The 25,383-nt window shown below is 39.5% G+C and carries 22 protein-coding genes; 20 read left to right on the forward strand and 2 right to left on the reverse strand.

The annotated features are described in order from the left end of the window. Window positions 1-76: 76 nt before the first annotated feature. Window positions 77-1,531, reverse strand: a complete 1,455-nt coding sequence (locus M594_RS03560; protein WP_173875986.1) for an alpha-amylase — start codon at window positions 1,529-1,531, stop codon at window positions 77-79. A 177-nt stretch (window positions 1,532-1,708) separates the two neighbouring features. On the opposite strand from M594_RS03560, the gene M594_RS03565 reads away from it, so the two are divergent. The 19 genes from M594_RS03565 (at window position 1,709) to M594_RS03650 (ending at window position 22,902) form a co-directional block, all read left to right on the forward strand. After that, complete coding sequence (locus M594_RS03565) at window positions 1,709-2,458, forward strand: ABC transporter ATP-binding protein (protein WP_033684913.1); 750 nt, start codon at window positions 1,709-1,711, stop codon at window positions 2,456-2,458. Beyond that, on the forward strand, window positions 2,439-4,073 hold the full coding sequence (locus M594_RS03570; protein ID WP_173875987.1) for a hypothetical protein: 1,635 nt from the start codon (window positions 2,439-2,441) through the stop codon (window positions 4,071-4,073). Before M594_RS03565 ends, M594_RS03570 begins: the two co-directional genes overlap by 20 nt. 71 nt (window positions 4,074-4,144) lie before the next feature. Beyond that, a complete protein-coding gene (locus M594_RS10190) occupies window positions 4,145-4,405 on the forward strand; it encodes a hypothetical protein (RefSeq protein ID WP_368039307.1) in 261 nt (86 codons plus the stop codon). Between the two features lie 467 nt (window positions 4,406-4,872). Then, window positions 4,873-6,036 (forward strand): class I SAM-dependent rRNA methyltransferase, encoded by a 1,164-nt coding sequence (locus tag M594_RS03575; RefSeq protein ID WP_173875988.1) that lies wholly within the window; start codon window positions 4,873-4,875, stop codon window positions 6,034-6,036. Next, window positions 6,033-6,710 carry a type I 3-dehydroquinate dehydratase gene (gene aroD / locus M594_RS03580; protein WP_173875989.1) on the forward strand — a complete coding sequence of 226 codons (678 nt, stop codon included), beginning with the start codon at window positions 6,033-6,035 and terminating at the stop codon, window positions 6,708-6,710. The genes M594_RS03575 and aroD overlap by 4 nt, the downstream gene beginning before the upstream one ends. After that, window positions 6,700-7,554: a shikimate dehydrogenase gene (locus M594_RS03585; protein WP_173875990.1), complete on the forward strand. Its 855-nt coding sequence runs from the start codon at window positions 6,700-6,702 to the stop codon at window positions 7,552-7,554. The genes aroD and M594_RS03585 overlap by 11 nt, the downstream gene beginning before the upstream one ends. Window positions 7,555-7,572: 18 nt before the next feature. After that, the gene (gene aroB / locus M594_RS03590; RefSeq protein ID WP_173875991.1) at window positions 7,573-8,640 is read left to right on the forward strand and encodes a 3-dehydroquinate synthase; all 1,068 of its coding nucleotides are present in this window, start codon (window positions 7,573-7,575) and stop codon (window positions 8,638-8,640) included. 9 nt (window positions 8,641-8,649) lie between these two features. Next, window positions 8,650-9,816 (forward strand): chorismate synthase, encoded by a 1,167-nt coding sequence (gene aroC, locus M594_RS03595; protein ID WP_173875992.1) that lies wholly within the window; start codon window positions 8,650-8,652, stop codon window positions 9,814-9,816. 9 nt (window positions 9,817-9,825) lie between these two features. Continuing rightward, entirely contained in the window at window positions 9,826-10,929 is a 1,104-nt protein-coding gene (locus M594_RS03600; protein ID WP_173875993.1) for a prephenate dehydrogenase, read from the forward strand. A 10-nt stretch (window positions 10,930-10,939) separates the two neighbouring features. Next, window positions 10,940-11,278, forward strand: a complete 339-nt coding sequence (locus M594_RS03605; RefSeq protein WP_000065980.1) for a YlbF/YmcA family competence regulator — start codon at window positions 10,940-10,942, stop codon at window positions 11,276-11,278. 91 nt (window positions 11,279-11,369) lie between these two features. Next, entirely contained in the window at window positions 11,370-12,653 is a 1,284-nt protein-coding gene (aroA, locus tag M594_RS03610; RefSeq protein WP_173875994.1) for a 3-phosphoshikimate 1-carboxyvinyltransferase, read from the forward strand. Next, entirely contained in the window at window positions 12,646-13,122 is a 477-nt protein-coding gene (locus M594_RS03615) for a shikimate kinase (protein WP_173875995.1), read from the forward strand. The genes aroA and M594_RS03615 overlap by 8 nt, the downstream gene beginning before the upstream one ends. Beyond that, on the forward strand, window positions 13,119-13,967 hold the full coding sequence (pheA, locus tag M594_RS03620; protein WP_173875996.1) for a prephenate dehydratase: 849 nt from the start codon (window positions 13,119-13,121) through the stop codon (window positions 13,965-13,967). Before M594_RS03615 ends, pheA begins: the two co-directional genes overlap by 4 nt. Further along, a complete protein-coding gene (locus M594_RS03625) occupies window positions 13,964-15,274 on the forward strand; it encodes an LCP family protein (RefSeq protein ID WP_173875997.1) in 1,311 nt (436 codons plus the stop codon). Before pheA ends, M594_RS03625 begins: the two co-directional genes overlap by 4 nt. 144 nt (window positions 15,275-15,418) lie before the next feature. Then, window positions 15,419-16,255, forward strand: coding sequence for a LicD family protein (locus M594_RS03630; protein WP_173875998.1), 837 nt, complete (start codon window positions 15,419-15,421; stop codon window positions 16,253-16,255). After that, complete coding sequence (locus M594_RS03635) at window positions 16,252-17,220, forward strand: glycosyltransferase family 2 protein (protein WP_173875999.1); 969 nt, start codon at window positions 16,252-16,254, stop codon at window positions 17,218-17,220. The genes M594_RS03630 and M594_RS03635 overlap by 4 nt, the downstream gene beginning before the upstream one ends. Window positions 17,221-17,241: 21 nt before the next feature. Then, window positions 17,242-19,401 (forward strand): LicD family protein, encoded by a 2,160-nt coding sequence (locus tag M594_RS03640; protein ID WP_173876000.1) that lies wholly within the window; start codon window positions 17,242-17,244, stop codon window positions 19,399-19,401. 57 nt (window positions 19,402-19,458) lie between these two features. Continuing rightward, on the forward strand, window positions 19,459-20,271 hold the full coding sequence (locus M594_RS03645; RefSeq protein ID WP_173876001.1) for a LicD family protein: 813 nt from the start codon (window positions 19,459-19,461) through the stop codon (window positions 20,269-20,271). Between the two features lie 39 nt (window positions 20,272-20,310). Further along, on the forward strand, window positions 20,311-22,902 hold the full coding sequence (locus M594_RS03650; protein WP_173876002.1) for an MBL fold metallo-hydrolase: 2,592 nt from the start codon (window positions 20,311-20,313) through the stop codon (window positions 22,900-22,902). 47 nt (window positions 22,903-22,949) lie between these two features. On the opposite strand, the gene M594_RS03655 is transcribed toward M594_RS03650, so the two are convergent. Next, window positions 22,950-24,428, reverse strand: a complete 1,479-nt coding sequence (locus tag M594_RS03655; protein WP_125452246.1) for an oligosaccharide flippase family protein — start codon at window positions 24,426-24,428, stop codon at window positions 22,950-22,952. A 124-nt stretch (window positions 24,429-24,552) separates the two neighbouring features. Here M594_RS03655 and mecA point away from each other — a divergent pair, with 124 nt between their 5' ends. After that, window positions 24,553-25,293 (forward strand): adaptor protein MecA, encoded by a 741-nt coding sequence (mecA, locus tag M594_RS03660; RefSeq protein ID WP_173876737.1) that lies wholly within the window; start codon window positions 24,553-24,555, stop codon window positions 25,291-25,293. Window positions 25,294-25,383 lie beyond the last annotated feature (90 nt).

The following is a 25,383-nucleotide window of genomic DNA, read 5'->3' on the forward strand; positions in this document are numbered from 1 at the left end:
ATCCATTAGGGTAGGTTTTTTTTGTGAATACAAAAAAGCCAAATCCGATTGAACCTGGCTTGATAATCATTGGCAATTAGATTGTATTGGCTGCCCAGACACTTACCGAAGCAGTTGAGACTGGAAATTGTCCATAACCTTCCTCATCAATTGTAACTTGACCTAGGTGGTTTTCAAGTAAATCTACAAAGGTTTGGTTAGCCCATTCTTGGCCGACAAACATTGATTTGCTGTTTTCTTGGTCATTTGAAATCAAGACTGCGATTGGGGATTGATTTTCAGCACTTGAGCGTACCCAACCAATACAGTTAGGATCATCAAAGTAGTCATTTTGTTCTCCATAAGCCAAATCTTTTCGGATAGCTAGGAGGCGGTCAAGGACTTCTTTGAAATCTTGCTGAGCATACTGCCCTGAAATACCATAGTAGTCTCCGTAAAAGACACATGGAAGGCCGTCTTGGCGTAATAGAATGAGGGCATAGGCTGCTGGTTTGAACCATTCTTCAACAGTAGACTCAAGAGCCTGACCACGTTGGGTATCGTGGTTGTCGACAAAGGTTACAGCCTTGTAAGGTTTGTCGACAACCAAGCTATCTGTGAAAATACCACGAAGGTCATAGTTTGCGCCAGCTTGACTGGCTTCAAAGAGATTCTGGTGGAGACGAACATCAACAAGGTCGAATCGTTCTTCCGTTTTTTCAAGATAGTCCAGATTGGCTTCCTTGTCAGGATTCCAGAATTCACCAAAAACATAGAAATCCTCACCGTATTTTTCCTTCATATCACGGATAAAATTGCTCATGAAGAAAGAGTCAATGTGTTTAACGGCATCCAAGCGGAAACCAGCTACACCAGTCGTTTCCATGAACCAGTCAGCCCAGTCATAGATATTTTGGATGACTTCAGGATGTTTAAAGTCTAGGTCGGCATACATGAGGTAGTCATAGTTACCGTTTTCATTATCGACCAATTCCTCATTTGCCCAACCCTTGTTGTCTCCTTGAATCAGATAAATCCCAGACTTGCGACGTTTGGCATCATAGTCTGTACCGGTGAAGTGGTACCAGTGCCAGTGGAAGTCATTGTAGGTATCTTGGCGACCATCGAAGGTAAAGCTAGTCCAGCCATTGATGGTGAAGGGTTCCCCAAGTTCAACTGTACGGTCTACAGGATCTACTTCAATAACCTGAAAGGCTTCCATGTGATCAGCAGCAGCCTTGTGATTGAGCACCACATCGGCCATAGGTTGAATTCCCTGTTCTTTTAGAGCTTGAATGGCTTGAAGATAGTCTTCTTTAAAACCATACTTGGTGCGGACAGTACCTTTTTGATTAAACTCTCCTAAGTCGAATAAGTCATAGACCCCATAGCCGACATCTTTTTCATTGGTAGCCTTGAAGGCTGGTGGCATCCAGACATGGCTGATACCGAGATCAGCTAGGTGTGGAGCATCTTCAGCCAGACGCGTCCAGTGCTGGCCGTCATGGGGCAGATACCATTCAAAGTATTGCATGAGTGTTTGATTTTGCATGATGTTTCCTCTTACTTGTCAATCTTGTTCTTTATTCTATCATAAAGTATCGGTTAGCTCAAACGTTTGCGTAAAACTGAATAATAAGTTTTTGACTATTTTATATAAAATGTTGATTTTTAAAATGAAAGCGCTATAATTATAGTAAATTACATAGATAAAGAGAGGAGATTTCTCATGATTGAATTTCAAAATGTTAGTAAGTTGTATGGTGATAAAGAGGCCTTGAGCAATCTCAATCTGCAGATTGAAAATGGAGAGATTATGGGCTTGATTGGCCATAATGGGGCTGGAAAATCGACCACTATAAAATCCTTAGTCAGTATCATTTCACCCAGCAGTGGTCGTATTTTGGTAGACGGTCAGGATTTATCGGAAAATCGTTTAGCTATTAAACGAAAAATTGGCTACGTAGCAGACTCGCCTGACTTATTTTTACGCTTAACAGCCAATGAATTTTGGGAATTAATCGCCTCCTCTTATGATCTGACTAGCTCTGACTTGGAGGCTAGTCTAGCTAGGCTATTGAAAATTTTTGATTTTGCTGAAAATCGCTATCAGGTCATTGAAACTTTTTCTCACGGAATGCGTCAGAAAGTCTTTGTCATAGGGGCACTCTTGTCTGATCCTGATATTTGGGTCTTGGACGAACCCTTGACTGGTTTGGATCCCCAGGCTGCCTTTGATTTGAAGCAGATGATGAAGGAACATGCACAAAAAGGCAAGACGGTCTTGTTTTCAACCCATGTTCTAGAGGTGGCCGAGCAAGTCTGTGATCGGATTGCCATTTTGAAAAAGGGGCATTTGATTTATTGTGGTAGCGTGGAGGACTTGAGAAAAGACCACCCAGACCAGTCTTTGGAAAGTATCTACCTTAGCCTTGCTGGTAGAAAAGAGGAGGTTTCAGATGCGTCTCAAGGTCATTAAAAAATTAGTGGATATCAATATTCTCTATTCATCTCAAGAAGCTAATCTGGCTAACCTACGAAAGAAGCAAGCTAAAAATCCTGGAAAAAAAGTAAATGTTTCCGCTAGAGTCCTAAGTTCTTACATTTTTTCTAGTCTCTTGATGCTTTTCATGTTTATAAATATAGCCTTTCGTTTTCCTTTTGAGGAAATGCCAAGTTTTTTTAGTAGCATGGTTGCTATTTTACTGGTGCTTGCCTTTTCAACTTCTTTCACTGCATTTTACAATGTCTTTTATGAGAGTAAGGATTTGGTATCGTATAGACCCTATGCCTTTAAAGAATCAGAGATTATAATCGCTAAAGGACTGTCTGTCCTCTTGCCAGCTCTGCCTGGAATTGTACCAATCCTAGCTTATTTTCTAGTCCTCTACATTAGGCTAGCTCCTTCTCTGTGGCTGGGCTTGCCTTTGATGCTGCTGTCCTTGGCCCTATTAATTGTCTCTGTTAGTTTAGTGATGGTAGTGGCAGTACATTTCTTGGCTCAGACTAGGGTCTTCAGAAAGTATCAGTCTATTTTTGCGAATGTGATGATTGGGATAGGAGTTCTCATACCTTTAATATTTGTCTTCTTTCTACAGTCGACTTCTGGAGTTATAGTTGACAGAGTTAGAGACATTCCACCTCTTCTTTATCCTATTCATCTCTTTTACAAAATAGCAGTGGAGCCTTTTTCGACAGAAGCCATCTTGGGTTTGCTCGCTTGGATAGGACTAACTCTCTTCCTGCTTTATCTGACCAAAAAGAAGGTTTTGCCTCGTTTTTATGATGTGATCCTACTTAATAGTGAGGAGAAGGTCAAAAAAGAACGTCGCAGCAAGGAGAGGATTTCAACTACTAAAAAGGGATTTTTCCGCATGGTTTTGCGCTACAACCTCTCCCTCTTGGGACAGGGAACCGGCGTGGTTACAGTGCTTTTTACAAGTGCTTTCCTTCCTTATCTCATGATGATTGGTCTGATTTCCAAAATCCGAGATTCTCAGATAGTTCCAGACATTCATCCTCCATACTGGTTACCCTTGTTTTTTATAGCTCTCTTTATAGCAGTTGTCAATAACAATATCACCAGCCTGCATTCAATTGCCTTGTCTTTAGAGAGGGAAAATGTTGATTTTCTGAAGAGTTTACCCTTTGACTTTGCTCGTTATGTGAAAGTGAAATTTTGGATTATCTTTGCTGTCCAGTCCTTTTTACCAATTCTGACTTTACTTGGTCTTTCTCTATATTTAGGTTTGCCCATCCTTTCGATGATTTACCTTCTTGTGGCATGGTTCCTTGCCAGTGTCATCCTTTCTTGCCACCATTACCTTAAGGACGTGAAAAATTTGTCAACCAATTGGAGTAACATTACGGACCTGGTGAACCGTTCAAATCGTATAGTAGCAATAGTTTTACTCTTAATTTATAGTGTTATCTTAATGATTTTAGTCATAGCAAGTTTGTTCTTGGTTCAGTCTCTCGCCCCTGTCCTTGCCATCAGCTTGGGAGTAGGAGCTCTTATCCTCTTACTTGGTCTTACTATTTTTGTCTATCATTACTACCTGTCACGCATATTGGCAGAAATAGAAAAAAGATGAGATAGTTGGTCGCTTGATTGATAAATTCAATTCGACAAACGCTTTTATAGTTTGTTAGAATGTAGTTGTAAATTATTAAGATTGGTAATCAAAAATATATAGGGAGGAACGTTTTGAATAAGAAATATAATATAGTTCTATTATTGTTGTTTATAGTTTATTTATTTGGATATTTTTCAATTTCAAAAACGTTAATTCCTATAATGTGTGTGATCCAAGTATTTTTGATAGAACATATATTTAGAATTCGAAATAGAATTATTCAAATAGGTGAAATTATAATAATTGTTGCTTCTATAATATTATTTATTGATAGTATATTGAGTTTGTAACAAAAGGCTTCTCTATAAAATCAAATTTTCCAGATACCTGCTGAAGTCGATTTATATCCTCATATTTCTTCTACTATCTTCGTCACTAAATTTGACAGACATATTGCAGGTACAGCCTCTCTAGCTACAATCTCAAAGTTAATACTCTTCGAAAATCAAATTCAAACCACGTCAGCTTTGCCTTGCCGTACTCAAGTACAGCCTGCGGCTAGCTTCCTAGTTTGCTCTTTGATTTTCATTGAGTATAACCTGTGGCTAGTTTTCTAGTTTGTTCTTTGATTTTCGTTGAATTTTATTTGATAAAAAGAAATGCTCCTCCACGATGGAAGAGCATTTTTTATTGTGATTCTCACACAAATATTTCTAACTTTTTATTAGTATAGTATACTATTTTTTAAAATGAAAGTAAAAAAGCAAGGGTAGTTTCTTTTTTGAGAATTGTCACAAAATTTGCTATAATAGGGACTATGAATAAAATAAGAGTCAACAAAAGGGTTGAAAAGAAGCTCGCTAAAGGGCTAGTTTTACTAGAAGCTAGCGACCTTGCAGATGTTCATCTCAAGGATCAGGAAGTAGAAGTTCATAGTCAAAATGGCAACTTTCTTGGTACTGCCTACCTTTCTCAGCAAAACAAGGGCTTGGGCTGGTTTGTGAGCACAGACAAGGTGACCTTCAATCAAGCGTTCTTTGAAGCACTGTTTAGACAAGCTAAAGAAAAGAGAAGTGCCTACTATCAAGATGAATTGACAACTGCCTTTCGTCTCTTCAACCAAGAGGGAGATGGCTTTGGCGGTCTGACAGTGGACCTTTATGGCGACTATGCTGTCTTTTCTTGGTATAACTCTTATGTTTATCAGATTCGTCAGACCATCTCAGAAGCCTTTAGACAGGTTTTTCCTGAGGTGTTAGGGACATATGAGAAGATCCGCTTTAAGGGTTTGGACTATGAATCTGCCCATATTTATGGCCAAGAAGCACCTGATTTTTTCACTGTTCTGGAAAATGGTGTCTTGTATCAAGTCTTTATGAACGATGGCTTGATGACAGGGGTTTTCCTAGACCAGCATGAAGTTCGCGGTAGTTTGGTGGATGGATTGGCTATGGGTAAATCCTTGCTCAATATGTTTTCCTACACAGCAGCCTTTTCAGTGGCTGCGGCCATGGGAGGAGCAAGCCAGACTACTTCGGTTGACCTAGCTAAACGTTCACGAGAATTGTCTCAAGCGCATTTTCAGGCTAATGGAATCAGCACAGACGACCATCGTTTTATAGTTATGGATGTTTTTGAGTATTTCAAGTATGCCAAGCGAAAAGGCTTGACCTATGATGTGATTGTCCTAGATCCGCCTAGCTTTGCTCGGAACAAAAAACAAACTTTCTCTGTGGCCAAGGATTATCATAAGTTGATTTCCCAGAGTCTTGAGATTTTAAATCCGGGCGGTATTATTATTGCCAGCACCAATGCTGCCAATGTATCCCGCCAGAAATTTACAGAACAAATTGATAAAGGCTTTGCAGGAAGAAGTTACCAGATTTTAAATAAATACGGTCTTCCAGCAGATTTTGCCTATAATAAAAAAGATGAAAGTAGTAATTACCTCAAGGTGATTAGTATGAAGGTTAGTAAATGAAATTAATTGTTTCAGTAATGCCCAGAAGTTTAGAGGAGGTCCAGGCTCTGGATGCCACGAGGTACCTAGATGCCGACATCATTGAATGGCGTGCCGACTATCTGCCTAAGGAAGCGATTTTGCAGGTGGCTCCAGCTATTTTTGAAAAATTCGCAGGCCGTGAGTTAGTTTTCACGTTGCGAACTCGCTCTGAAGGGGGAGAAATCGACCTTTCTCCAGAAGAATATATCCATCTAATCAAGGAAGTGGCGCAACTCTATCAACCAGATTATATTGATTTTGAGTACTATAGCTACAAGGATGTTTTTGAGGAAATGCTGGACTTCCCAAATCTCGTTTTGAGTTACCATAATTTCCAAGAAACACCTGAGAACATGATGGAAATCTTGTCAGAGTTGACGAGCTTAAATCCAAAACTTGTTAAGGTTGCAGTTATGGCTCATACGGAGCAGGATGTCTTAGACTTGATGAACTATACACGAGGTTTTAAAACCCTCAATCCTGAGCAGGAATATGTGACCATTTCTATGGGCAAGGTGGGCAAGGTCTCTCGTATCACTGCGGATGTGACTGGTTCGAGTTGGTCTTTTGCCAGTCTAGATGAGGCAAGTGCCCCAGGTCAGATTTCCTTAGCTAACATGAAAAAAATTCGGGAGATTTTGGATGAAGCTTGATGGCTATACACGTTTAGCTGCCGTTGTTGCCAATCCTATTAAGCATTCTATTTCCCCCTTTATTCACAATAGTGCCTTTGAGGCGACAGCTACCAATGGTGCTTACGTGGCTTGGGAGATTGAAGCGGGTGATTTGGCAGAAACAGTGGCCAATATTCGTCGCTACCAGATGTTTGGCATCAACCTGTCCATGCCCTATAAGGAGCAAGTGATTCCATATTTGGATGAGCTGAGCGATGAAGCACGCTTGATTGGTGCGATTAATACGGTTGTCAATGAGAATGGCAATTTAATTGGATATAATACAGATGGCAAGGGATTTTTTAAGAGCTTGCCTTCTTTTACAATTTCAGGTAAGAAGATGACCCTGCTGGGTGCAGGTGGTGCGGCCAAGTCTATCTTGGCACAAGCTATTTTGGATGGTGTCAGTCAGATTTCTGTCTTTGTTCGTTCAGTTTCTATGGAAAAAACAAGACCTTATCTAGACAAGTTACAGGAGCAGACAGGCTTTAAAGTGGATTTGTATGCTTTAGAAGATGTTCCTGAACTGCAAGCAAGGATTGCTGAGTCGGACTTACTAGTCAATGCGACAAGTGTAGGGATGGATGGTCAATCATCTCCAGTTCCTGAAAACATTGTCCTATCAGAAACTCTTTTAGTAGCAGATATCATTTACCAACCCTTTGAAACACCATTTTTGAAATGGGCCAGAAGTCAGGGGAATCCAGTTGTCAATGGTCTGGGAATGTTGCTCTATCAAGCTGCAGAAGCCTTTCAACTATGGACAGGAAAGGAAATGCCAACAGAAGAGATTTGGCAGTCCTTAACAGAAAAATACCAATAAAGAAAAGGAGACTCTCCTATGAAAATCAGAATCGATATTCCTCATCATCCTTATGATATTCAGATTGAAAAAGGTTGTCTGGCTCAGGCTGGCCAATGGTTGCGAGAACTATGGCAACCACAAAAAGTGGTCATTGTAACAGACAATCATGTAGCCTCTCTCTATGCAGAGAAGGTCAAACTCAGCCTAGAAGATGCTGGTTTTCAGGTAGCAGTTTTTGACTTTTTAGAAGGGGAAGAAAGAAAGAATTTAACCACTGTCCAGAAAGTCTATGAATTTCTAGTTAAGCAGGGGTTGACTCGTAGCGATGGAATCGTGGCTCTTGGTGGCGGTGTCGTTGGGGACATGGCTGGTTTTGTAGCCTCTACCTATATGCGGGGCATTCATTTTGTTCAGATACCGACTAGCTTAACAGCCCAGGTGGATTCTTCTATCGGTGGAAAGACAGGTGTTAACACTCCATTTGCCAAGAATATGGTGGGGACCTTTGCCCAACCCGATGGGGTTCTGATTGACCCACTTGTTCTTGAAACCCTTGGAAAAAGAGAGTTGATTGAAGGGATGGGTGAGGTCATCAAGTATGGCTTGATTGAGGATCCAGAACTGTGGGCTCTCTTGACGGAGCTAGATGGTTCTGTAGAGAGCATTCTGGAACATGCAGAGACTTTGATTGAACATTCTTGTCAGGTTAAACGCAAGATGGTAGTTGAGGATGAGTTGGACAATGGTGTACGCCTTTACCTCAACTTTGGCCACACTATTGGTCATGCCATTGAAGCAACGGCTGGTTATGGCAAGGTCATGCATGGAGAAGCTGTGGCAATGGGTATGGTACAGATTTCCAAGGTTGCTGAGGAAAAAGGTCTCATGTCAGCTGGCATAACTCAGTCCATTACAGATATGTGTCAGAAATTTGGCTTGCCTGTTGATTATGAAAACTGGGATGTTGACAAGCTTTATCAGGCTTTGACTCATGATAAGAAAGCGCGTGGCAATACCTTGAAATTGGTCTTGGTACCAGAGCTTGGTTCAGCGACTATTCACCCAGTTTCTCTGGAAGAGATGAAAGACTACTTGGTAAAATAAGGAGAGTGTATGAGATATTTAACTGCAGGAGAATCACACGGCCCCCGTCTGACAGCTATCATTGAGGGAATTCCAGCTGGACTTCCTTTGACAGCTGAGGATATCAATGAGGATTTGAAACGTCGTCAGGGTGGATACGGCCGCGGTGGTCGTATGAAGATTGAGAGCGACCAAGTTATCTTTACTTCGGGTGTTCGCCATGGGAGGACTACTGGGGCTCCCATTACCATGGATGTCATCAATAAGGACCACCAAAAATGGCTGGATATCATGTCTGCGAAGGACATTGAAGACCGCCTTAAAAGCAAACGGAAAATCACCCATCCACGTCCAGGTCATGCCGACTTGGTTGGGGGCATCAAGTACCGTTTTGACGATTTGAGAAATTCTTTGGAGCGTTCATCTGCCCGTGAAACCACCATGCGGGTGGCAATTGGGGCAGTAGCCAAACGCCTCTTGGCTGAGCTGGATATGGAGATTGCCAACCATGTCGTAGTCTTTGGTGGCAAGGAAATCGATGTTCCTGAAAATCTAACAGTCGCTGAGATTAAGGAAAGAGCCGCCCAGTCTGAAGTTTCTATTGTCAACCAAGAGCGGGAACAGGAAATCAAGGATTATATTGACCAAATCAAACGTGACGGTGATACCATCGGTGGGGTTGTGGAGACAGTCGTTGGAGGTGTTCCAGTTGGTCTTGGTTCCTATGTCCAATGGGACAGAAAATTGGATGCAAGATTGGCCCAAGCAGTTGTCTCTATCAATGCCTTTAAAGGGGTGGAATTTGGCCTTGGATTTGAAGCTGGTTACCGTAAAGGCAGCCAAGTTATGGACGAAATTCTCTGGTCTAAAGAAGACGGCTATACTCGTCGTACCAACAATCTAGGGGGCTTTGAAGGTGGTATGACCAATGGGCAACCTATCGTTGTTCGTGGCGTCATGAAACCTATTCCTACTCTTTATAAGCCTCTTATGAGTGTGGATATTGAAACCCATGAACCCTATAAGGCAACAGTCGAAAGAAGTGATCCGACTGCTCTTCCAGCAGCAGGTGTGGTCATGGAAGCCGTTGTGGCAACGGTTCTGGCACAAGAAATCCTTGAAAAATTCTCATCAGACAATCTAGAGGAATTAAAAGAAGCGGTAGCCAAACACCGAGACTATACAAAGAACTATTAAGGAGTTCCTATGGCAAAAACAGTCTATATCGCAGGTCTTGGATTGATTGGAGCCTCTATGGCCCTAGGTATCAAACGCGATCATCCAGGTTATAAAATTTTAGGTTATAATCGCAGTCAAGCTTCGAGAGATATCGCCTTGAAAGAAGGCATGATTGACCGTGCAACGGATGATTTTGCCAGTTTTGCTCCTATGGCAGATATCATCATTCTCAGCTTGCCAATCAAACAAACCATTGCTTTCATTAAGGTATTGGCCAACTTGGACTTGAAAGAAGGGGTCATTATTTCAGATGCTGGTTCGACCAAGTCAGCCATTGTGGATGCAGCGGAGCAGTATTTGACTGGCAAATCTGTTCGCTTTGTCGGGGCCCATCCCATGGCTGGTAGTCACAAGACAGGGGCTGCTTCTGCGGATGTCAATCTTTTTGAAAATGCCTATTATATCTTTACACCTTCAAGCCTGACAAGTCAGGACACGCTTGAGGAAATGAAGGACTTGCTTTCAGGTCTTCATGCCCGTTTTATCGAGATTGATGCCAAGGAGCACGATCGAGTGACTTCTCAGATTAGCCATTTCCCTCATATTCTGGCTTCTAGTCTCATGGAGCAGACCGCGGTCTACGCTCAAGAACATGAGATGGCAAGGCGCTTTGCGGCAGGTGGTTTTCGAGATATGACTCGTATTGCGGAAAGCGAGCCGGGTATGTGGACCTCCATTCTCTTGTCCAATCGTGAAACTATCCTAGAGAGAATTGAGGATTTCAAGGAACGTTTAGATGAGGTTGGACAAGCTATCAGCAAGGGAGATGAAGAGCAGATTTGGAACTTTTTCAACCAAGCGCGTGAGCAACGTCAGGCCATGGAAATTCATAAACGTGGCGGTGTGGATAGCTCTTATGACCTTTATGTCGATGTTCCTGATGAAGAAAACGTCATCCTGAGGATTTTGGAACTGCTACGTGGAACTTCCTTGGTCAATATTCATATCAACGAGGAAAACCGTGAGGATATTCACGGGATTCTACAAATTTCATTTAGAAATGCTCAAGATTTGGAACGAGCCGAGCATCTCATAACAGAAAATACCGACTACACAGTCGTCATCAAATAAGGAGAAAATTATGTCAAATATTTATGATAGTGCAAACGAACTCAGTCGCGGTTTACGCGAATTACCAGAATACAAGGCTGTTAAAGCAGCTAAAGATGCTATTTCAGCAGATGCTGAGGCAAGCAAAATCTTTACAGAATATGTTGCTTTCCAAGAGGAAATTCAAAGACTAGCGCAGACAGGTCAAATGCCAGATGCTTCCTTCCAAGCTAAGATGGAAGGCTTTGGCAAGCAGATTCAGGGGAACAGCCTTTTGTCAGAATTCTTTACCAAGCAACAACAATTGGCAATTTACCTTTCTGACATTGAAAAAATTGTTTTCGAACCAGTTTCAGAATTGCTAAAATAAGAAAATAACTATCATAAAGTCAGAAATTTTTAAGGAATTTCTGGCTTTTTATGATAAAATAGGTAAAAGTATTGCAAGTATGAGGTCCAGTATGAAACTAAAAACAAACATTAGCCACTTACACGGCAGTATCCGAGTTCCAGGTGACAAGTCTATCAGTCACCGTTCCATTATCTTTGGAAGTTTGGCTGAGGGTGAGACCAAGGTTTATGATATATTACGTGGCGAAGACGTCCTTTCAACTATGCAGGTATTTCGTGACCTCGGCGTAGAGATTGAGGATAAAGATGGGGTTATTACCATTCAAGGTGTAGGTATGGATGGTTTAAAAGCTCCGCAAAATGCCCTTGATATGGGAAATTCTGGGACATCTATTCGTTTAATTTCAGGCGTTCTTGCTGGTGCAGACTTTGAAGTAGAAATGTTTGGCGATGATAGTCTTTCCAAACGACCTATGGACCGTGTGACGATTCCACTTAAAAAAATGGGCGTTAGTATTTCAGGGCAAACTGAACGAGACCTGCCTCCCCTTCATTTAAAAGGGACAAAAAACCTAAGACCTATTCAATATGAGTTGCCAATTGCCTCTGCCCAAGTCAAGTCCGCATTGATCTTTGCGGCCTTGCAGGCTCAGGGGGAGTCTGTTATTATCGAAAAAGAGTGCACTCGTAATCATACTGAAGATATGTTGCAACAATTTGGTGGTCATTTAAGTGTGGATGGCAAGAAAATCACAGTCCAAGGACCGCAAAAATTGACAGGACAAAAGGTGGTTGTTCCAGGAGATATTTCCAGTGCAGCCTTTTGGCTAGTCGCAGGTTTGATTGTTCCAAATTCTCGTGTAGTACTGAAGAATGTTAGTATTAACGAAACGCGTACAGGTATCATTGATGTCATTCGCGCCATGGGTGGAAAATTAGAAGTTACTGAAATTGACCCAGTCGCTAAATCTGCAACCTTGACTGTTGAGTCTTCTGACTTGAAAGGAACGGAGATTGGTGGTGCTTTGATCCCACGATTGATTGATGAATTGCCAGTTATCGCTCTGCTTGCGACACAAGCCCAAGGTGTAACAGTTATCAAGGATGCTGAGGAGCTCAAGGTTAAGGAAACAGACCGCATTCAGGTTGTGGCAGACGCTTTAAATAGCATGGGTGCGGATATCACACCTACAGCAGATGGAATGATTATCAAAGGGAAATCAGCCCTTCACGGTGCTAGAGTCAATACTTTTGGAGACCACCGTATTGGCATGATGACAGCCATCGCATCCCTCTTGGTTGCAGATGGAGAAGTGGAGCTTGACCGTGCAGAAGCCATCAATACCAGCTATCCTAGCTTTTTTGATGATTTGGAGAGCTTAATTCATGGCTAAGGTGTTATTAGGATTTATGGGAGCTGGCAAATCGACTATTGCAAGAGGATTGGACCCTAATTACTTTGATATGGATGCTCTGATAGAGAAGCGCTTAGGCATGTCCATTGCGGAATTTTTCTCGGAAAAGGGAGAAGAATCCTTTCGTCAGATAGAATCAGAAGTCCTAGCTGATTTACTACAAAGAGACCAAGTTGTGTCAACTGGTGGAGGAGTGGTTATTTCTCAACGAAATCGTGACTTACTAAAGACGAATTCTGATAACATCTATCTGAAAGCTGATTTTGAAACCCTCTACCAACGCATATCAGCTGATAAGGACAATCAGCGCCCGCTTTTTCTAAATAATAGCAAGGAAGAATTAGCAGCTATTTTCCAAGAAAGACAGGCTTGGTATGAGGAAGTAGCTAGTCGGGTTTTGGATGTGACCAAGCTAAGCCCAGAGGAAATTATAGAGGAACTGAGATGAAAATTGCTTATCTAGGTCCCAAGGGATCATTTTCACACCACGTTGTGCAGACAGCTTTTCCTCAGGAGGAATTGCAGGCCTTTGCCAATATTACAGATGTCATCAAGGCCTATGAGCAAGGCTTGGTGGACTATTCTGTGGTGCCAGTTGAAAATTCTATCGAGGGTAGTGTTCATGAAACCTTGGACTACCTTTTTCATCAGGCTCGTATCCAAGCAGTGGCAGAAATCGTTCAGCCTATTCATCAGCAGTTGATGGTGGTTCCAGGTCACACTAAGATTGAAAAGATTTTTTCACATCCACAGGCCTTGGCTCAAGGAAAGAAATTCATCGATGAACAATATCCAGAGGCCCAAATCGAGGTAACAGCTAGTACAGCTTATGCGGCCCGCTTTATTTCCGAACATCCAGACCAACCTTATGCAGCGATTGCACCTAGAAGTTCTGCTGAAGAATATGGTTTAGAACTGATTGCCGAGGATATTCAGGAAATGGAAGCCAATTTCACACGTTTCTGGGTTTTGGGAGCTGAAAAGCCTAGTATTCCCTTGCAAGCACAAACTGAGAAAATGACTTTTGCCTTGACCTTACCTGACAACCTTCCAGGTGCACTTTATAAGGCCCTGTCGACCTTTGCTTGGAGAGGAATTGACCTGACAAAAATTGAAAGTCGACCACTCAAGACAGCACTGGGAGAATACTTTTTCATTATCGATGTGGATTATGCCGATAAGGACTTGGTTAACTTTGCCCAAAAAGAATTAGAAGCGATTGGAATCCAGTATAAAGTACTGGGAGCCTATCCTATTTATCCAATATCAGACCACGGAAAGGAGATAAGATGAGCAAAGAAAATCCCTTAAGCCATCACGAGCAGTTGCGTTATGACTATCTTTTTAAGAATATTCATTACCTCAATGAGCGAGAGAAAAAAGAGTTTGCTTACCTGCAAGGTAAGTTAAATATGGCTAGCAGTAGTAAAGCTTCTCCAGAAATTTATAATGAAAATCACGATATGGAAGAGTCTTTCAGGGAACCAGTCAATCAGTCTCCTCTTCCATCCTATGGTAACCGAAGTCGTGCAAAAAAATACCAGAAAACTCATTCTCATCCAAAGGTTAAGTCCAAAAAACGTAAGATTCGTTGGGGGCGCATTTTTGCAGGATTGCTTGCCCTTCTAGCCTGTGTCGGTTTTGGCATGATTTTTATGTTCCTAAAAGGCTATTCAAATGCGGATCCAAATAAACCTGCCAATGCTAAGGCAGCTCAAGTAGAAGTTTTTCATGGTCAAGATACCAAGGATGGGGTTAATATTTTGATTATGGGGACGGATGGACGGATTGGCCAAAATAGTGCTGAGACGAGAACGGACTCTATTATGGTACTAAATGTTGGTGGTTCAGATAAGAAAATTAAGCTTGTCAGCTTCATGCGTGATAACTTAGTTTATATTGATGGATATAGTAAGATTATCAATGGGAAGAAACAAACAGATAACAAGTTAAATGTAGCCTATGAACTAGGGGAACAAGAAGGTCAAAAAGGGGCAGAAATGGTTCGCCAAGTATTGAAAGATAATTTTGACTTGGACATTAAGTACTATGCCTTGGTTGATTTCCAGGCCTTCGCAACTGCTATTGACACTCTGTTCCCTGATGGGGTGACGATTGATGCCAAATTCTCAACCTTAGAAGGTCAACCTTTAACCGAAGCTACGGTGGGAGATGACTTGCATGCTACAGAAACAGAGTCTCCAACCCAGACTATCAAAGTTGGGAAACAGCAGATGAATGGTTCAACCTTACTCAATTATGCTCGCTTCCGTGATGATGATGAAGGTGATTATGGTCGTACCAAGAGACAACAGCAAGTATTGACAGCTGTTCTGCAACAGCTCAAGGATCCAACCAAACTCTTTACTGGATCAGAAGCACTTGGTAAGGTCTTTGGGATGACCTCTACGAATGTTCCCTATAGTTTCTTATTGACAAATGGTTTATCCTTCCTAGATGGGGCGCAAAATGGCATTGAGAGATTAACAGTTCCAGAACTAGGTGATTGGGTAGATGATTACGATGTTTATGGAGGACAGGCACTCTTAGTAGACCAAAATAAATATCAAACTAAACTATCTCAGATGAGGATGAGATAAGATAAGACAGAAAAAATCAAGGTTCGAATCACCAGTAAAATAGTGGTTTGAACTTTGATTTTTCTTAGTGTCAGATGGATTTTTAAGGCTATTTTATGGTATAATAAAACGATATAACTCGTTATTGAACAGAAGAGGAGAGACATGAGTGATTTGAAAGCGATTCAGGCTCGTAGTCTGGAAATGGCTGAATATTTCGTCGCATTTTGTAAAGAACATGATTTGCTTTGTTATCTTTGTGGTGGAGGTGCTATTGGTGCCCTTCGAAACAAGGGGTTCATTCCTTGGGACGACGACCTAGACTTTTTTATGCCCCGTAAGGATTATGAAAAATTGGCAGAATTATGGCCTCGTTATGCAGATGAACGTTACTTCTTATCAAAGAGTAATAAGGATTTTGTCGATCGTAATCTTTTTATTACCATTCGTGACAAGGAGACCACCTGTATCAAGCCTTATCAGCAGGATTTGGATTTGCCACATGGTCTGGCCTTGGATGTTTTGCCTTTGGATTATTATCCGAAAAATCCAGCTGAGCGGAAAAAACAGGTTCTTTGGGCACTGATTTATTCACTGTTTTGTGCGCAAACTATTCCAGAAAAGCATGGCGCACTTATGAAATGGGGAAGCCGTATTTTACTGGGGGTGACTCCCAAATCTCTCCGCTATCATATTTGGAAAAAAGCTGAAAAAGAAATGACCAAGTACAGTCTGGCTGAGAGCGATGGAATCACGGAGTTATGCTCAGGGCCTGGCTACATGAGAAATAAGTACCCAATCGCATCTTTTGAAGATAATCTTTTCTTGCCATTTGAAGAGACAGAGATGCCCATTCCAGTTGGCTACGATGCCTATCTCAGCACTGCTTTTGGTGATTATATGACACCTCCACCAGCAGATAAGCAGCTACCACATCATGATGCGATTATAGCAGACATGGATAAGAGTTATAGAGAGTACAAGGGAGAATACGGAGTATGATGGGAGAAAAAATAAGCGTTATCGTTCCAGTCTACAATGTAGAAAACTATCTGGAACGATGTGTGGAGTCAATTCTTCATCAGACTTATACCAATTTTGAACTAATCCTAATAAATGATGGATCTACTGATTCTAGTGGACAAATCTGTGATCATTTAGCAAATCAGTATGAGAATATCAAAGTTTACCATATCGAAAATGCTGGTGTTTCAAATGCTAGAAATATGGGAATTCAGCTAGCGACGGGTTCTTGGGTTACCTTTATTGATAGCGATGATTTTGCTACCCAAGATTACTTAGCTACTTTAGCAAGTGCAGTTGAAGGGTTGAATGTAGGCTTTGTAATTGCTCCTCTACACCATATCAAAAATGGCATTGTAACAGACCTACCTCCACATTCTGGAAAAACAGAACTCTGGTCAACAGAAGAAACCATGAAGGAACTACTGATGACTAGCAGAACGTCATTTTTTCCAGTCGCAAAACTGTTTAAGAGAGACCTGCTTGCGGATGAAAAGTTTAATACAAATTATCACCTAGCTGAAGATGCCTTATTTTTAACGGAATTGTTACTAAAGACAAGATGTAGTAGTGTATTCATTGATAAACCAATTTATTATTATGATCATCGTGAGGGAAGTGCGACAACATCTGTTAATCGGCATGTATTTGACACTATAAAAGTTTATACGAGAATTATTGCTCAAGTATCACAAGTCTTTCCTAATTTAAAATACGAATTAATAAACAGAGAATGTTGGTCGTACATCACAGTTTACGATAAGATTATCTTTACTTCACGTGAAGAGTATCAAAAGGAGAAAGCCGAGCTGAGGACTTGGATTGTTCAGCATCGACGCGAAATATGGAAGGATGCTTATTTCACTACTTTTCGCAAGGTAGCGATCTTTTCACTTGTCATTTCTCCATGGCTATATAAGAAAATTGTTGGATTAAAAAACTAATATCATGAGAAGGAGTTGAAAATGAATTTTTCAAAATTGGATGAATACTTTGAAAAATCAAAACTATGGATTGCGTATCTATTTGTTTTTATTTCGATTTTAAGTATGAGTTCACTGGTTTATAAGATAGCAAATCCCCTCTACAAGGGATTATCAGCGATTGTGGTGCTTTATATTTGCTATACCTTATTGTTTAAGTGGAAAGAAATCACAGTAGATCGCAAATTTCTATCCTTATTTGGACTCTTAGCTGGAAGTCATCTGCTATCAGCTATTTTCAATCGCTCTGGACATCTGATTGGAAATGTGATTGAAATCCTCTTCATGGTAACCTATGTTTTATTATTTACCATGTTACAATCAGGGAAACTTAAAAAATTATTTGACTGGATTGCTTATACGGTTCAAATTGTATCTTTTTCTTCAGCAATTTTTGCGTTTGGTTTATTGATAAGTAGAGTCCTTATCCTATTTAAGATTGGCGAACAATCTTATTACTATGGTGTTATGAATGGACGTCTGTGGGGGATTGTTAATCCAAATGCTAGTGCGATATTTTCATACATTAGCATTATTTTGGCTATGTATTTGATTCATAAAGGAAGTAAATATTCTGTCTATCTTAAACTGAATAATGTGATTCAATTAGTTTACTTCGCAACCATGCAAAGTAGAGGAGCTTTATTATCTTTAGTGTTAATGATTGGGTTTTATAGTTTCTTTATTAACGGTGGCAAGTTAGCTAAGCGATTTCTAATCTTTATTGTTTCTGCTTTACTTGTTTCTGCTGCTAACATCGGATTGAGTTATGTAACCTCTATTTACATATCCTCGGGGAAAGCGACTGTATTAGACTTAAATAAAGGACAATCTTATGCAGAAACGGATTCTTCAGTTATAAAAAAAACAGGTGAACTTCATCTAATAGAAACAACACCTAGTGGTAGAACTTATATTTGGAAAAATGCTATCAAAATGGGAAGCGAGAAACCAATTTTTGGTTATGGTGTACGGAATGTTCCAGATTATTATACAAAATATTTCAGTAAATTTGAGATTCAAAATTCTCTCATTGGTGGAAACTTCCATAACATTTTGGTAACGGTATTTGTTAGTTCTGGAATTTTAGGTTTAGTATCCTTTCTACTTCTACTAGGATATATAATTAAGCGCTTTTTGACTTATTTGATTGTTTCTAAAAAGAACTCTGAAAAGTTTATTATGATTCTTTTCTTTGGCATCTTGTTCGGTCAATTATTTGAAAGTCAGATTATGTACTCAACTAATTTTATTAATATTATCTTTTGGTTGATTATTGGTTATGGATTAGTTGTTTGCAAACGTGATGAAGGTATTCGTTATCAGGAAGTAACTGATATTAGAGAGATTCAACAGATGGAACTAGGAATCATGGAATACATTCATGAAACTTGTCAGAAAATTGGTGTCAAATATTTCCTAGCTTATGGCAGTCTTATCGGTGTGGTTCGTCATAAAGGTTTTATTCCTTGGGATGATGACATGGATATCTGTATGTTACGAGAAGATTATGAAAAGTTGCAAGACTATCTTATTGCTAACCCTGATGAACGTTACGAAGCGATGTCTTATAAAAATAATCTCAACTATGTCTATCCCTTCATGAAAGTGCAGGATAACCATACCTACTTGCTAGAAGAAGATGTTCGCATTGATTCAAATATGGGGATTTATGTAGATATTTTCCCTGTAGATGGCTACGAGAATGATGCAAATTTCAAGAACAAGATGACGAAGCTGATAAAGAAACGTCAATTGAGTTGCTATACATTTAAAGGTATCACCAATACGAAAAGTGCATTAAATTCACTGATACGCTATATTTCAGTTATTATTTTTTATTTCACAAATACAAATAAATACGTTGCACAAATTGAAGAACTTGCTAAATCACGTAAAGTGTCGGATTATGAGGAAGTGGATTATCTTATCTACAAGGATATGAACAAACCAGTGTGGAGACGCGAATGGCTAGAACAAGTTACTACTGGAACATTTGAAGGTAAGAAATTTACCATTCCGAAAAAATATCATGAAATTTTGACCTCAGACTACGGAGATTATATGCAATTACCGCCAGTTGAACAAAGAGTATCTCATCATGATTTTAAATTGTGGAAGATTATTAAAAGGTCTAAATGACGGGATTGGGATTAAGAAACGTTTAAAAATATAGTCAAATTTAGGAGAATAAAACCTATGTCTGAAAGAACTTTAACTCTTGAAGAAATCAAACAAGTAGAATTAGATATTTTAAAGTATCTTCATGATCTTTGTGAACAACATCAAATCAAATATTTTATTGATTTTGGAACATTACTAGGAGCTGTACGCCATAAAGGATTTATACCTTGGGATGATGATACAGATATTTCCTTAGCGCGTGATGAATTTGAAAAACTGTATAAGGTTTTAAAAAATGAAAATCATCCCTACTACAAATTAATTTCATTTAGAGAAACAAAGGGGTATCCTTACAGTTATATGCGAGTCTATGATGTGAGGACACGTCGAGATGCTAATCTTATAGATAAAACGGTTGTATTGGGAACCTGCGTTGACATCTTTCCATATGATGGTGTCGTAACGAAAGAAAGTGACCAGAAGAAAATGAAGCTCTACAAATATTTCATTCGTCTTTCTTCTTTGAATTTTAAAGGGATTAAGTCTGAGAATGGTGGACTTAAAAATCTCCCTCGTTATATGGGATCAGCTATTTTTCGCTTAACTTCCCCACAGATATGGAACCAAAAATTAGAGAGTCTTGCTTTGAAGTATAGTGTGGATCAAGCAACAGATCTCACTTGTACTATCTATGATCCCTATTATCCAGATGGTATAAAAAAAGAATGGCTCTATGATTTGATTGATATGCCGTATGAAAACATTGTGGTCAAGGTTCCGAGAAAATACCATGAATTACTTGTCTACGAATTTGGAGAAAAATATATGAGTCCGCCACCCATTGAGCAACAAGTGCCAGGAGGAGATAAAAATTATTGGATTGATTAGTATAAGTTTCTTATCTTTTAAAATAAAGGGGTTTTCAAGATGAAAAATAAACAGTTAATAAAATTAGTTGGGTATAGTTTTCTTGTATTCTTTCTAGCGCTGATTCAGTTATCGCAAGGAGTAAATGCAAATACTATCTCTGCAGGTTCGGGCAATCGTATCCATTTCATAAATACTAAAGCAAAATCTGGGAGTGACGCCATCCTTCTGGAAAGCAATGGTCACTATGCTTTGATTGATATGGGAGAAGACTATGATTTTCCTGATGGGAGTGACCCACGCTATCCAAGTCGTTGGGGAATTTCTATGAGAAATTATCAAGTATTAGAGGATAGATTGATTCGCCACCTAGATGAAATAGGTGTTAAAAAATTAGATTTTATCATAGGAACTCATGTTCATAGTGATCATATTGGTGGAGCAGACGAAATACTCAATCGTTATCAGGTTGGTAAGTTTTATCTGAAAAAATATTCAGATGATCGAATCACAGCAAAGTGGGGGCTATGGGATAATCTTTTCAATTATGATAATGCTTTGAGAGCAGCTCAAAAACGAGGAGTTACGCTTATCCAGAATATTTCAGATGAGGATAGCCATATAAAATTAGGTGATATGGATATCCAGCTCTACAACTATAAGAATGAATATGATGCTGACGGGAATCTGAAAAAAGTTCGAGATGATAACTCCAACTCCATTGTTTCAGTAGTGACTGTGGCAGGAAAGAGAATCTATCTTGGTGGAGATTTGGATAATGCCGAAGGAGCAGAAGATAAGTTAGGTCCAGTTATCGGCAAGGTTGATATGATGAAATGGAACCACCATTATGATGCGACAATTTCAAATACGATTAATTTCCTTGAAAACTTATCACCAAAAATGATTATTCAGACAACTGGTGGAGATATTAATGTTGCTTCAACTAGAGAATACCTTCAGAAGAAAAATATTCAGGTTCTTCGTGCTGCTAGCCAAACTCAAGACGCTACTGTTTTTGATATTAGCGATAAAGGATTTGCTAATGTTTCAAATACCTTCCCTGATATCCCAGTAGTTGACGAAAAATGGTATCAAGAAGATGGCTATTGGAAATATCGTTTGTCTGACGGGGAAATGGCTATCGGCTGGAAAGAGATTGGCGGAGCCACTTACTTCTTTAATGGAAAAGGACAAATGCAAGCAGGCCGCTGGCTTCACCTTAATGACGACTGGGGAGAAAATGCCAAGGGGAATGATTACTATCTGAACAAAAATGGTAAAATGCAAACTGGTGGATGGTTCAAGCTAGATAACTCTTGGTATTATATCCAGTCGAATGGTGCTAGACGATTTAGCGAGCTCTCTGAAATTGGAGGGAAAAAATACCTTTTTGCGGCAGATGGTAAGATGCTGACAGGACACCAAGTTTTTAATGGTAAGAAGATGTTCTTTAGCGAAAGTGGCGTACTACAAATTTCAGGTAAGCCTTCAACTTGGCAAAAGATTGATTCAGCTTGGTATTTCTATGATGAGGATGGTCTAAAGACTGTCGGTAAAAAGAATATCAATGGAAGCACATACTACTTTAATCAAGAAGGTGTCATGCAAACTGGCTGGGCCTTTGTTGATGGTCACTGGAACTATTTTGCAAGTTCTGGAGCTATGAAAACTGGCTGGGTCAAGGATCAGGAAACATGGTATTATCTGGATAAAGATGGCATCATGTTAACTGGCAGACAAGATATAAAGGGTATTCGTTACTATTTGAATGCTAGTGGTGCCATGCAGACTGGCTGGAAGTGGCAAGACAATAGCTGGTACTTCTATACGAACTCAGGTGCTATGAAAACTGGTTGGTTGAAAGATAAAGAATCATGGTATTATTTGGATCCAGAAACAGGTATCATGGCCGTAGGCTCTAAAGCGATTGATGGAAAAACCTATTTCTTTAAATCCTCAGGTAACATGCAAGTTGGCTGGCAGTGGTCAAATGATGTCTGGCATTATTACGCTGCATCTGGTGCACTTCAAACTGGTTGGCTAAAATATCATGATATGTGGTATTATCTTGAATCTAAGGAAGGCGCTATGTTGGTTGGACTCAATCAAGTAGATGGCAAGCAATATTACTTTAGTGCATCTGGTGCCATGCAGACTGGCTGGAAATGGTTTGATAATCATTACCGTTACTTTGAATCAAATGGAGCCATGAAAACTGGTTGGATAAAAGACAAAGGCGTCTGGTATTATCTAAATCCTGAAGATGGTATTATGTTGGTTGGCCTTCAAAAAGTCAATAGTGATCAATATTACTTTGATTCAACAGGAGCGATGCAAACTGGCTGGAAACAGGTTGATGGTAATTGGTACTATTTCCAAGCAGATGGTTCCTTATTGAAAAATTCTACCACACCTGATGGTTATAAAGTTAATGAAGAAGGTGTATGGAGACAAGTAGTTACTGTTGATAAGCAGCAAAATCATTCTACAAACAAACAGGAAACATCTACTCTAACTGATAAATCAGACAAGATTAATAAGGCAGAAAAGCAAGAAAAACAAAAAGAAATGAACTCTTCTAATTCAGAAAAACAAAAAGAGGACTCAATTATAGAGTCAAGTAGTTCCGACAAGAAAGAAAAGGAATAATGAGAAAATCCCCTGCTAGTAGAATAGTCTATTAGCAGGGGATTCTTTTAATTTCTTTTAATCCTAGCAAGAGCAAGATTGAGTGCATAATGGAATGTTTTATCTTTTGTGATAAAAAGTATCAAGAGATAGTAGATTCCACAGGTTACAACAGTCGAGAGTACCATGAGTATCATATTGAGGTTGACTGTATAAGAGTTGATTTGGAAAAGAAATTTAAAAGTGAAATAAATTGGAATGAATCCGAGCGATACAATAGTATAGCGTGTTAAAGTAGTAAAGATCTCTTTTAAATCAAGTAGCTGATGTTTCTTGATAAAGTAAATTTCCAGTAGAACAACTACAGTTTCTGCAATAATAGTAGTAGCAATGTAGTACTCTGGTGCAAAAATATTATTGAAATACAAGAGACTGTTGAGTAGGATATTAGCTCCGCCACCAATAAAGTAAAAGGCTGTTAAACGATTTTCGTGGTCGTTGATGAAGATAATTTGTTTACCGAGAATCAACTCAATAGCCCAAATGATAGTTCGAAAGGCGAAGACACTAGTCACAATACCAGCTTCAAGGTATTTTTCAGAAGAGTAGATGACTGCAGCGTAGTTTCCTAATACCATCATCCCAATACTGGTTGGAATGATAAGGAAGTAAAAGAGGGCAGCTCCTTGGTTCAGAAGATTTTTATAAGATTCGTAGTCTTTCTTACCGAGATAGTAGCCGAGACGTGGAATACTGACGTTGATAGCTCCACTCAGGACACTGGCAATCAACATAACGATGCTAGAAGCAATGGTATAGTAAGAAATGTAGTTTTCATCAGGCCCTTTGGTGATAAACATTCTATCAAGTAAGGTGTATAGCATATTGGCATTAGCTAGAAGCAACATGGTCAAGAGTGGCTTAGATGCTTTGATTAATTCCATGAGACCAATTTTGACAAAGGAAACTTCTCTCTTGATCCAAAGAAAACTGAGCAGGTAGTTAAGGATAGTGGTTGCACTCATGATGATTGCATAAGGTACGATATCATTTGGAGTTTTAACAAAGGTGAAGATAGCGACCAACATGGCAATACGAATAACCAAGGTCTTGTAAAGGATGAAGGCATAGTTTTCATAAGCCTCGTTCATCCACTCGATATAAAGGAATTGGAAGAGAGCCTGGACACCAAGTATATAGTAGAGTTCTTTCAAATTTTCAATACTATTATCTAGGTAAATAAACAAAAAGTAGATACTTGTTGTAAGGACAGAAGTAATTACAGATATATAGAATAACTTTGAGAAGACATAATTAATCTTATCTTTATCGTCCTTAACCTTACTGATAGCTCGAATCCCGTAGTTATATATTCCAAAGGCGGCTAAAGGAATGACAAAGCTAGCCCAGGTATTGGCGGTATTGAAATAACCGTAGTTGGATTTGCTGAGAATCCGCGTCAGATAAGGATTGGTTATCAGCGGAAAAACGATATTGAGAACATTGACTAGTAAGCTAGCCAGTGCATTAACTTTTATATTTTTCATTGTACTTTCTTTCTTGTATTGTAAAATGGTCTCTAGTATTATATCACATTCTCGCTTCATTCTTTTGATAAAATCGTAAAAATCTAGTATAATAGATAGAACTGAAAGTATGAGGTTACTAGCAATGAAAATGAAACAAATCAGTGATACAACTTTAAAAATCACGATGTCTTTAGAGGATTTGATGGATCGTGGCATGGAGATTGCTGACTTTCTTGTCCCTCAAGAAAAAACAGAAGAGTTCTTTTATGCCATCTTGGATGAGTTAGAGATGCCTGAGAGCTTTTTGGATACAGGTATGTTGAGCTTCCGTGTGACTCCAAAACCTGATAAGGTTGATGTTTTTGTAACCAAATCAAAGATTGACCAAAATCTAGATTTTGAAGATTTATCAGATTTACCAGACATGGAAGAATTGGCTCAAATGTCGCCAGATGAGTTTATTAAAACTTTAGAAAAAAGCATCGCGGACAAAACCAAAGATGATATCGAAGCCATTCAATCTCTAGAGCAAGTTGAAGCCAAGGAAGAAGAGGAAGAGCAGGCTGAACAAGAAGCTGAAAGCAAGAAAGAGCCTTACATCTACTACATCCTTTCTTTTGCTAAGTTGGCTGACTTGGTAGCTTTTGCCAAGACAGTGACTTTTGAGATGGAAACTTCTGAACTCTACAAGATGAACGAGCGCTATTATTTGACTATTCTAGTGGATATTGAAAATCATCCAAGTCCATATCCAGCTTGGCTGTTGGCCCGTATGCGCGAGTTTGCGGACGATAGTGACATCAGTCGCTCAGTTTTGCAAGAGTATGGTCAAGTCTTGATGAATCACGATGCAGTGCTCAATTTGCAAAAGATTGGTTCATAATTTTAAAAATCAATTTTCATCTATCAAGAAAGACGAATCATGGGATTCGTTTTTTCTTTTTATACTGAAATAGTGAATTACTATAATAGG

This window comes from Streptococcus mitis, assembly GCF_013305725.1.
Taxonomy (GTDB): domain Bacteria; phylum Bacillota; class Bacilli; order Lactobacillales; family Streptococcaceae; genus Streptococcus; species Streptococcus mitis_BO.

Excerpts from the sequence above, each read along its gene's own strand:
- M594_RS03650 (WP_173876002.1), top strand. The coding sequence starts at position 20,311 with ATGAAAAATAAACAGTTAATAAAATTAGTTGGGTATAGTTTTCTTGTA.
- aroC (WP_173875992.1), top strand. The coding sequence starts at position 8,650 with ATGAGATATTTAACTGCAGGAGAATCACACGGCCCCCGTCTGACAGCT.
- M594_RS03565 (WP_033684913.1), top strand. The coding sequence starts at position 1,709 with ATGATTGAATTTCAAAATGTTAGTAAGTTGTATGGTGATAAAGAGGCC.
- M594_RS03615 (WP_173875995.1), top strand. The coding sequence starts at position 12,646 with ATGGCTAAGGTGTTATTAGGATTTATGGGAGCTGGCAAATCGACTATT.
- M594_RS03635 (WP_173875999.1), top strand. The coding sequence starts at position 16,252 with ATGATGGGAGAAAAAATAAGCGTTATCGTTCCAGTCTACAATGTAGAA.
- M594_RS03570 (WP_173875987.1), top strand. The coding sequence starts at position 2,439 with ATGCGTCTCAAGGTCATTAAAAAATTAGTGGATATCAATATTCTCTAT.
- M594_RS03640 (WP_173876000.1), top strand. The coding sequence starts at position 17,242 with ATGAATTTTTCAAAATTGGATGAATACTTTGAAAAATCAAAACTATGG.
- aroD (WP_173875989.1), top strand. The coding sequence starts at position 6,033 with ATGAAATTAATTGTTTCAGTAATGCCCAGAAGTTTAGAGGAGGTCCAG.
- M594_RS03600 (WP_173875993.1), top strand. The coding sequence starts at position 9,826 with ATGGCAAAAACAGTCTATATCGCAGGTCTTGGATTGATTGGAGCCTCT.
- mecA (WP_173876737.1), top strand. The coding sequence starts at position 24,553 with ATGAAAATGAAACAAATCAGTGATACAACTTTAAAAATCACGATGTCT.
- aroA (WP_173875994.1), top strand. The coding sequence starts at position 11,370 with ATGAAACTAAAAACAAACATTAGCCACTTACACGGCAGTATCCGAGTT.
- M594_RS03560 (WP_173875986.1), bottom strand. The coding sequence starts at position 1,531 with ATGCAAAATCAAACACTCATGCAATACTTTGAATGGTATCTGCCCCAT.
- M594_RS03655 (WP_125452246.1), bottom strand. The coding sequence starts at position 24,428 with ATGAAAAATATAAAAGTTAATGCACTGGCTAGCTTACTAGTCAATGTT.
- M594_RS03625 (WP_173875997.1), top strand. The coding sequence starts at position 13,964 with ATGAGCAAAGAAAATCCCTTAAGCCATCACGAGCAGTTGCGTTATGAC.
- aroB (WP_173875991.1), top strand. The coding sequence starts at position 7,573 with ATGAAAATCAGAATCGATATTCCTCATCATCCTTATGATATTCAGATT.
- M594_RS03630 (WP_173875998.1), top strand. The coding sequence starts at position 15,419 with ATGAGTGATTTGAAAGCGATTCAGGCTCGTAGTCTGGAAATGGCTGAA.
- M594_RS03605 (WP_000065980.1), top strand. The coding sequence starts at position 10,940 with ATGTCAAATATTTATGATAGTGCAAACGAACTCAGTCGCGGTTTACGC.
- M594_RS03575 (WP_173875988.1), top strand. The coding sequence starts at position 4,873 with ATGAATAAAATAAGAGTCAACAAAAGGGTTGAAAAGAAGCTCGCTAAA.
- pheA (WP_173875996.1), top strand. The coding sequence starts at position 13,119 with ATGAAAATTGCTTATCTAGGTCCCAAGGGATCATTTTCACACCACGTT.
- M594_RS03585 (WP_173875990.1), top strand. The coding sequence starts at position 6,700 with ATGAAGCTTGATGGCTATACACGTTTAGCTGCCGTTGTTGCCAATCCT.
- M594_RS03645 (WP_173876001.1), top strand. The coding sequence starts at position 19,459 with ATGTCTGAAAGAACTTTAACTCTTGAAGAAATCAAACAAGTAGAATTA.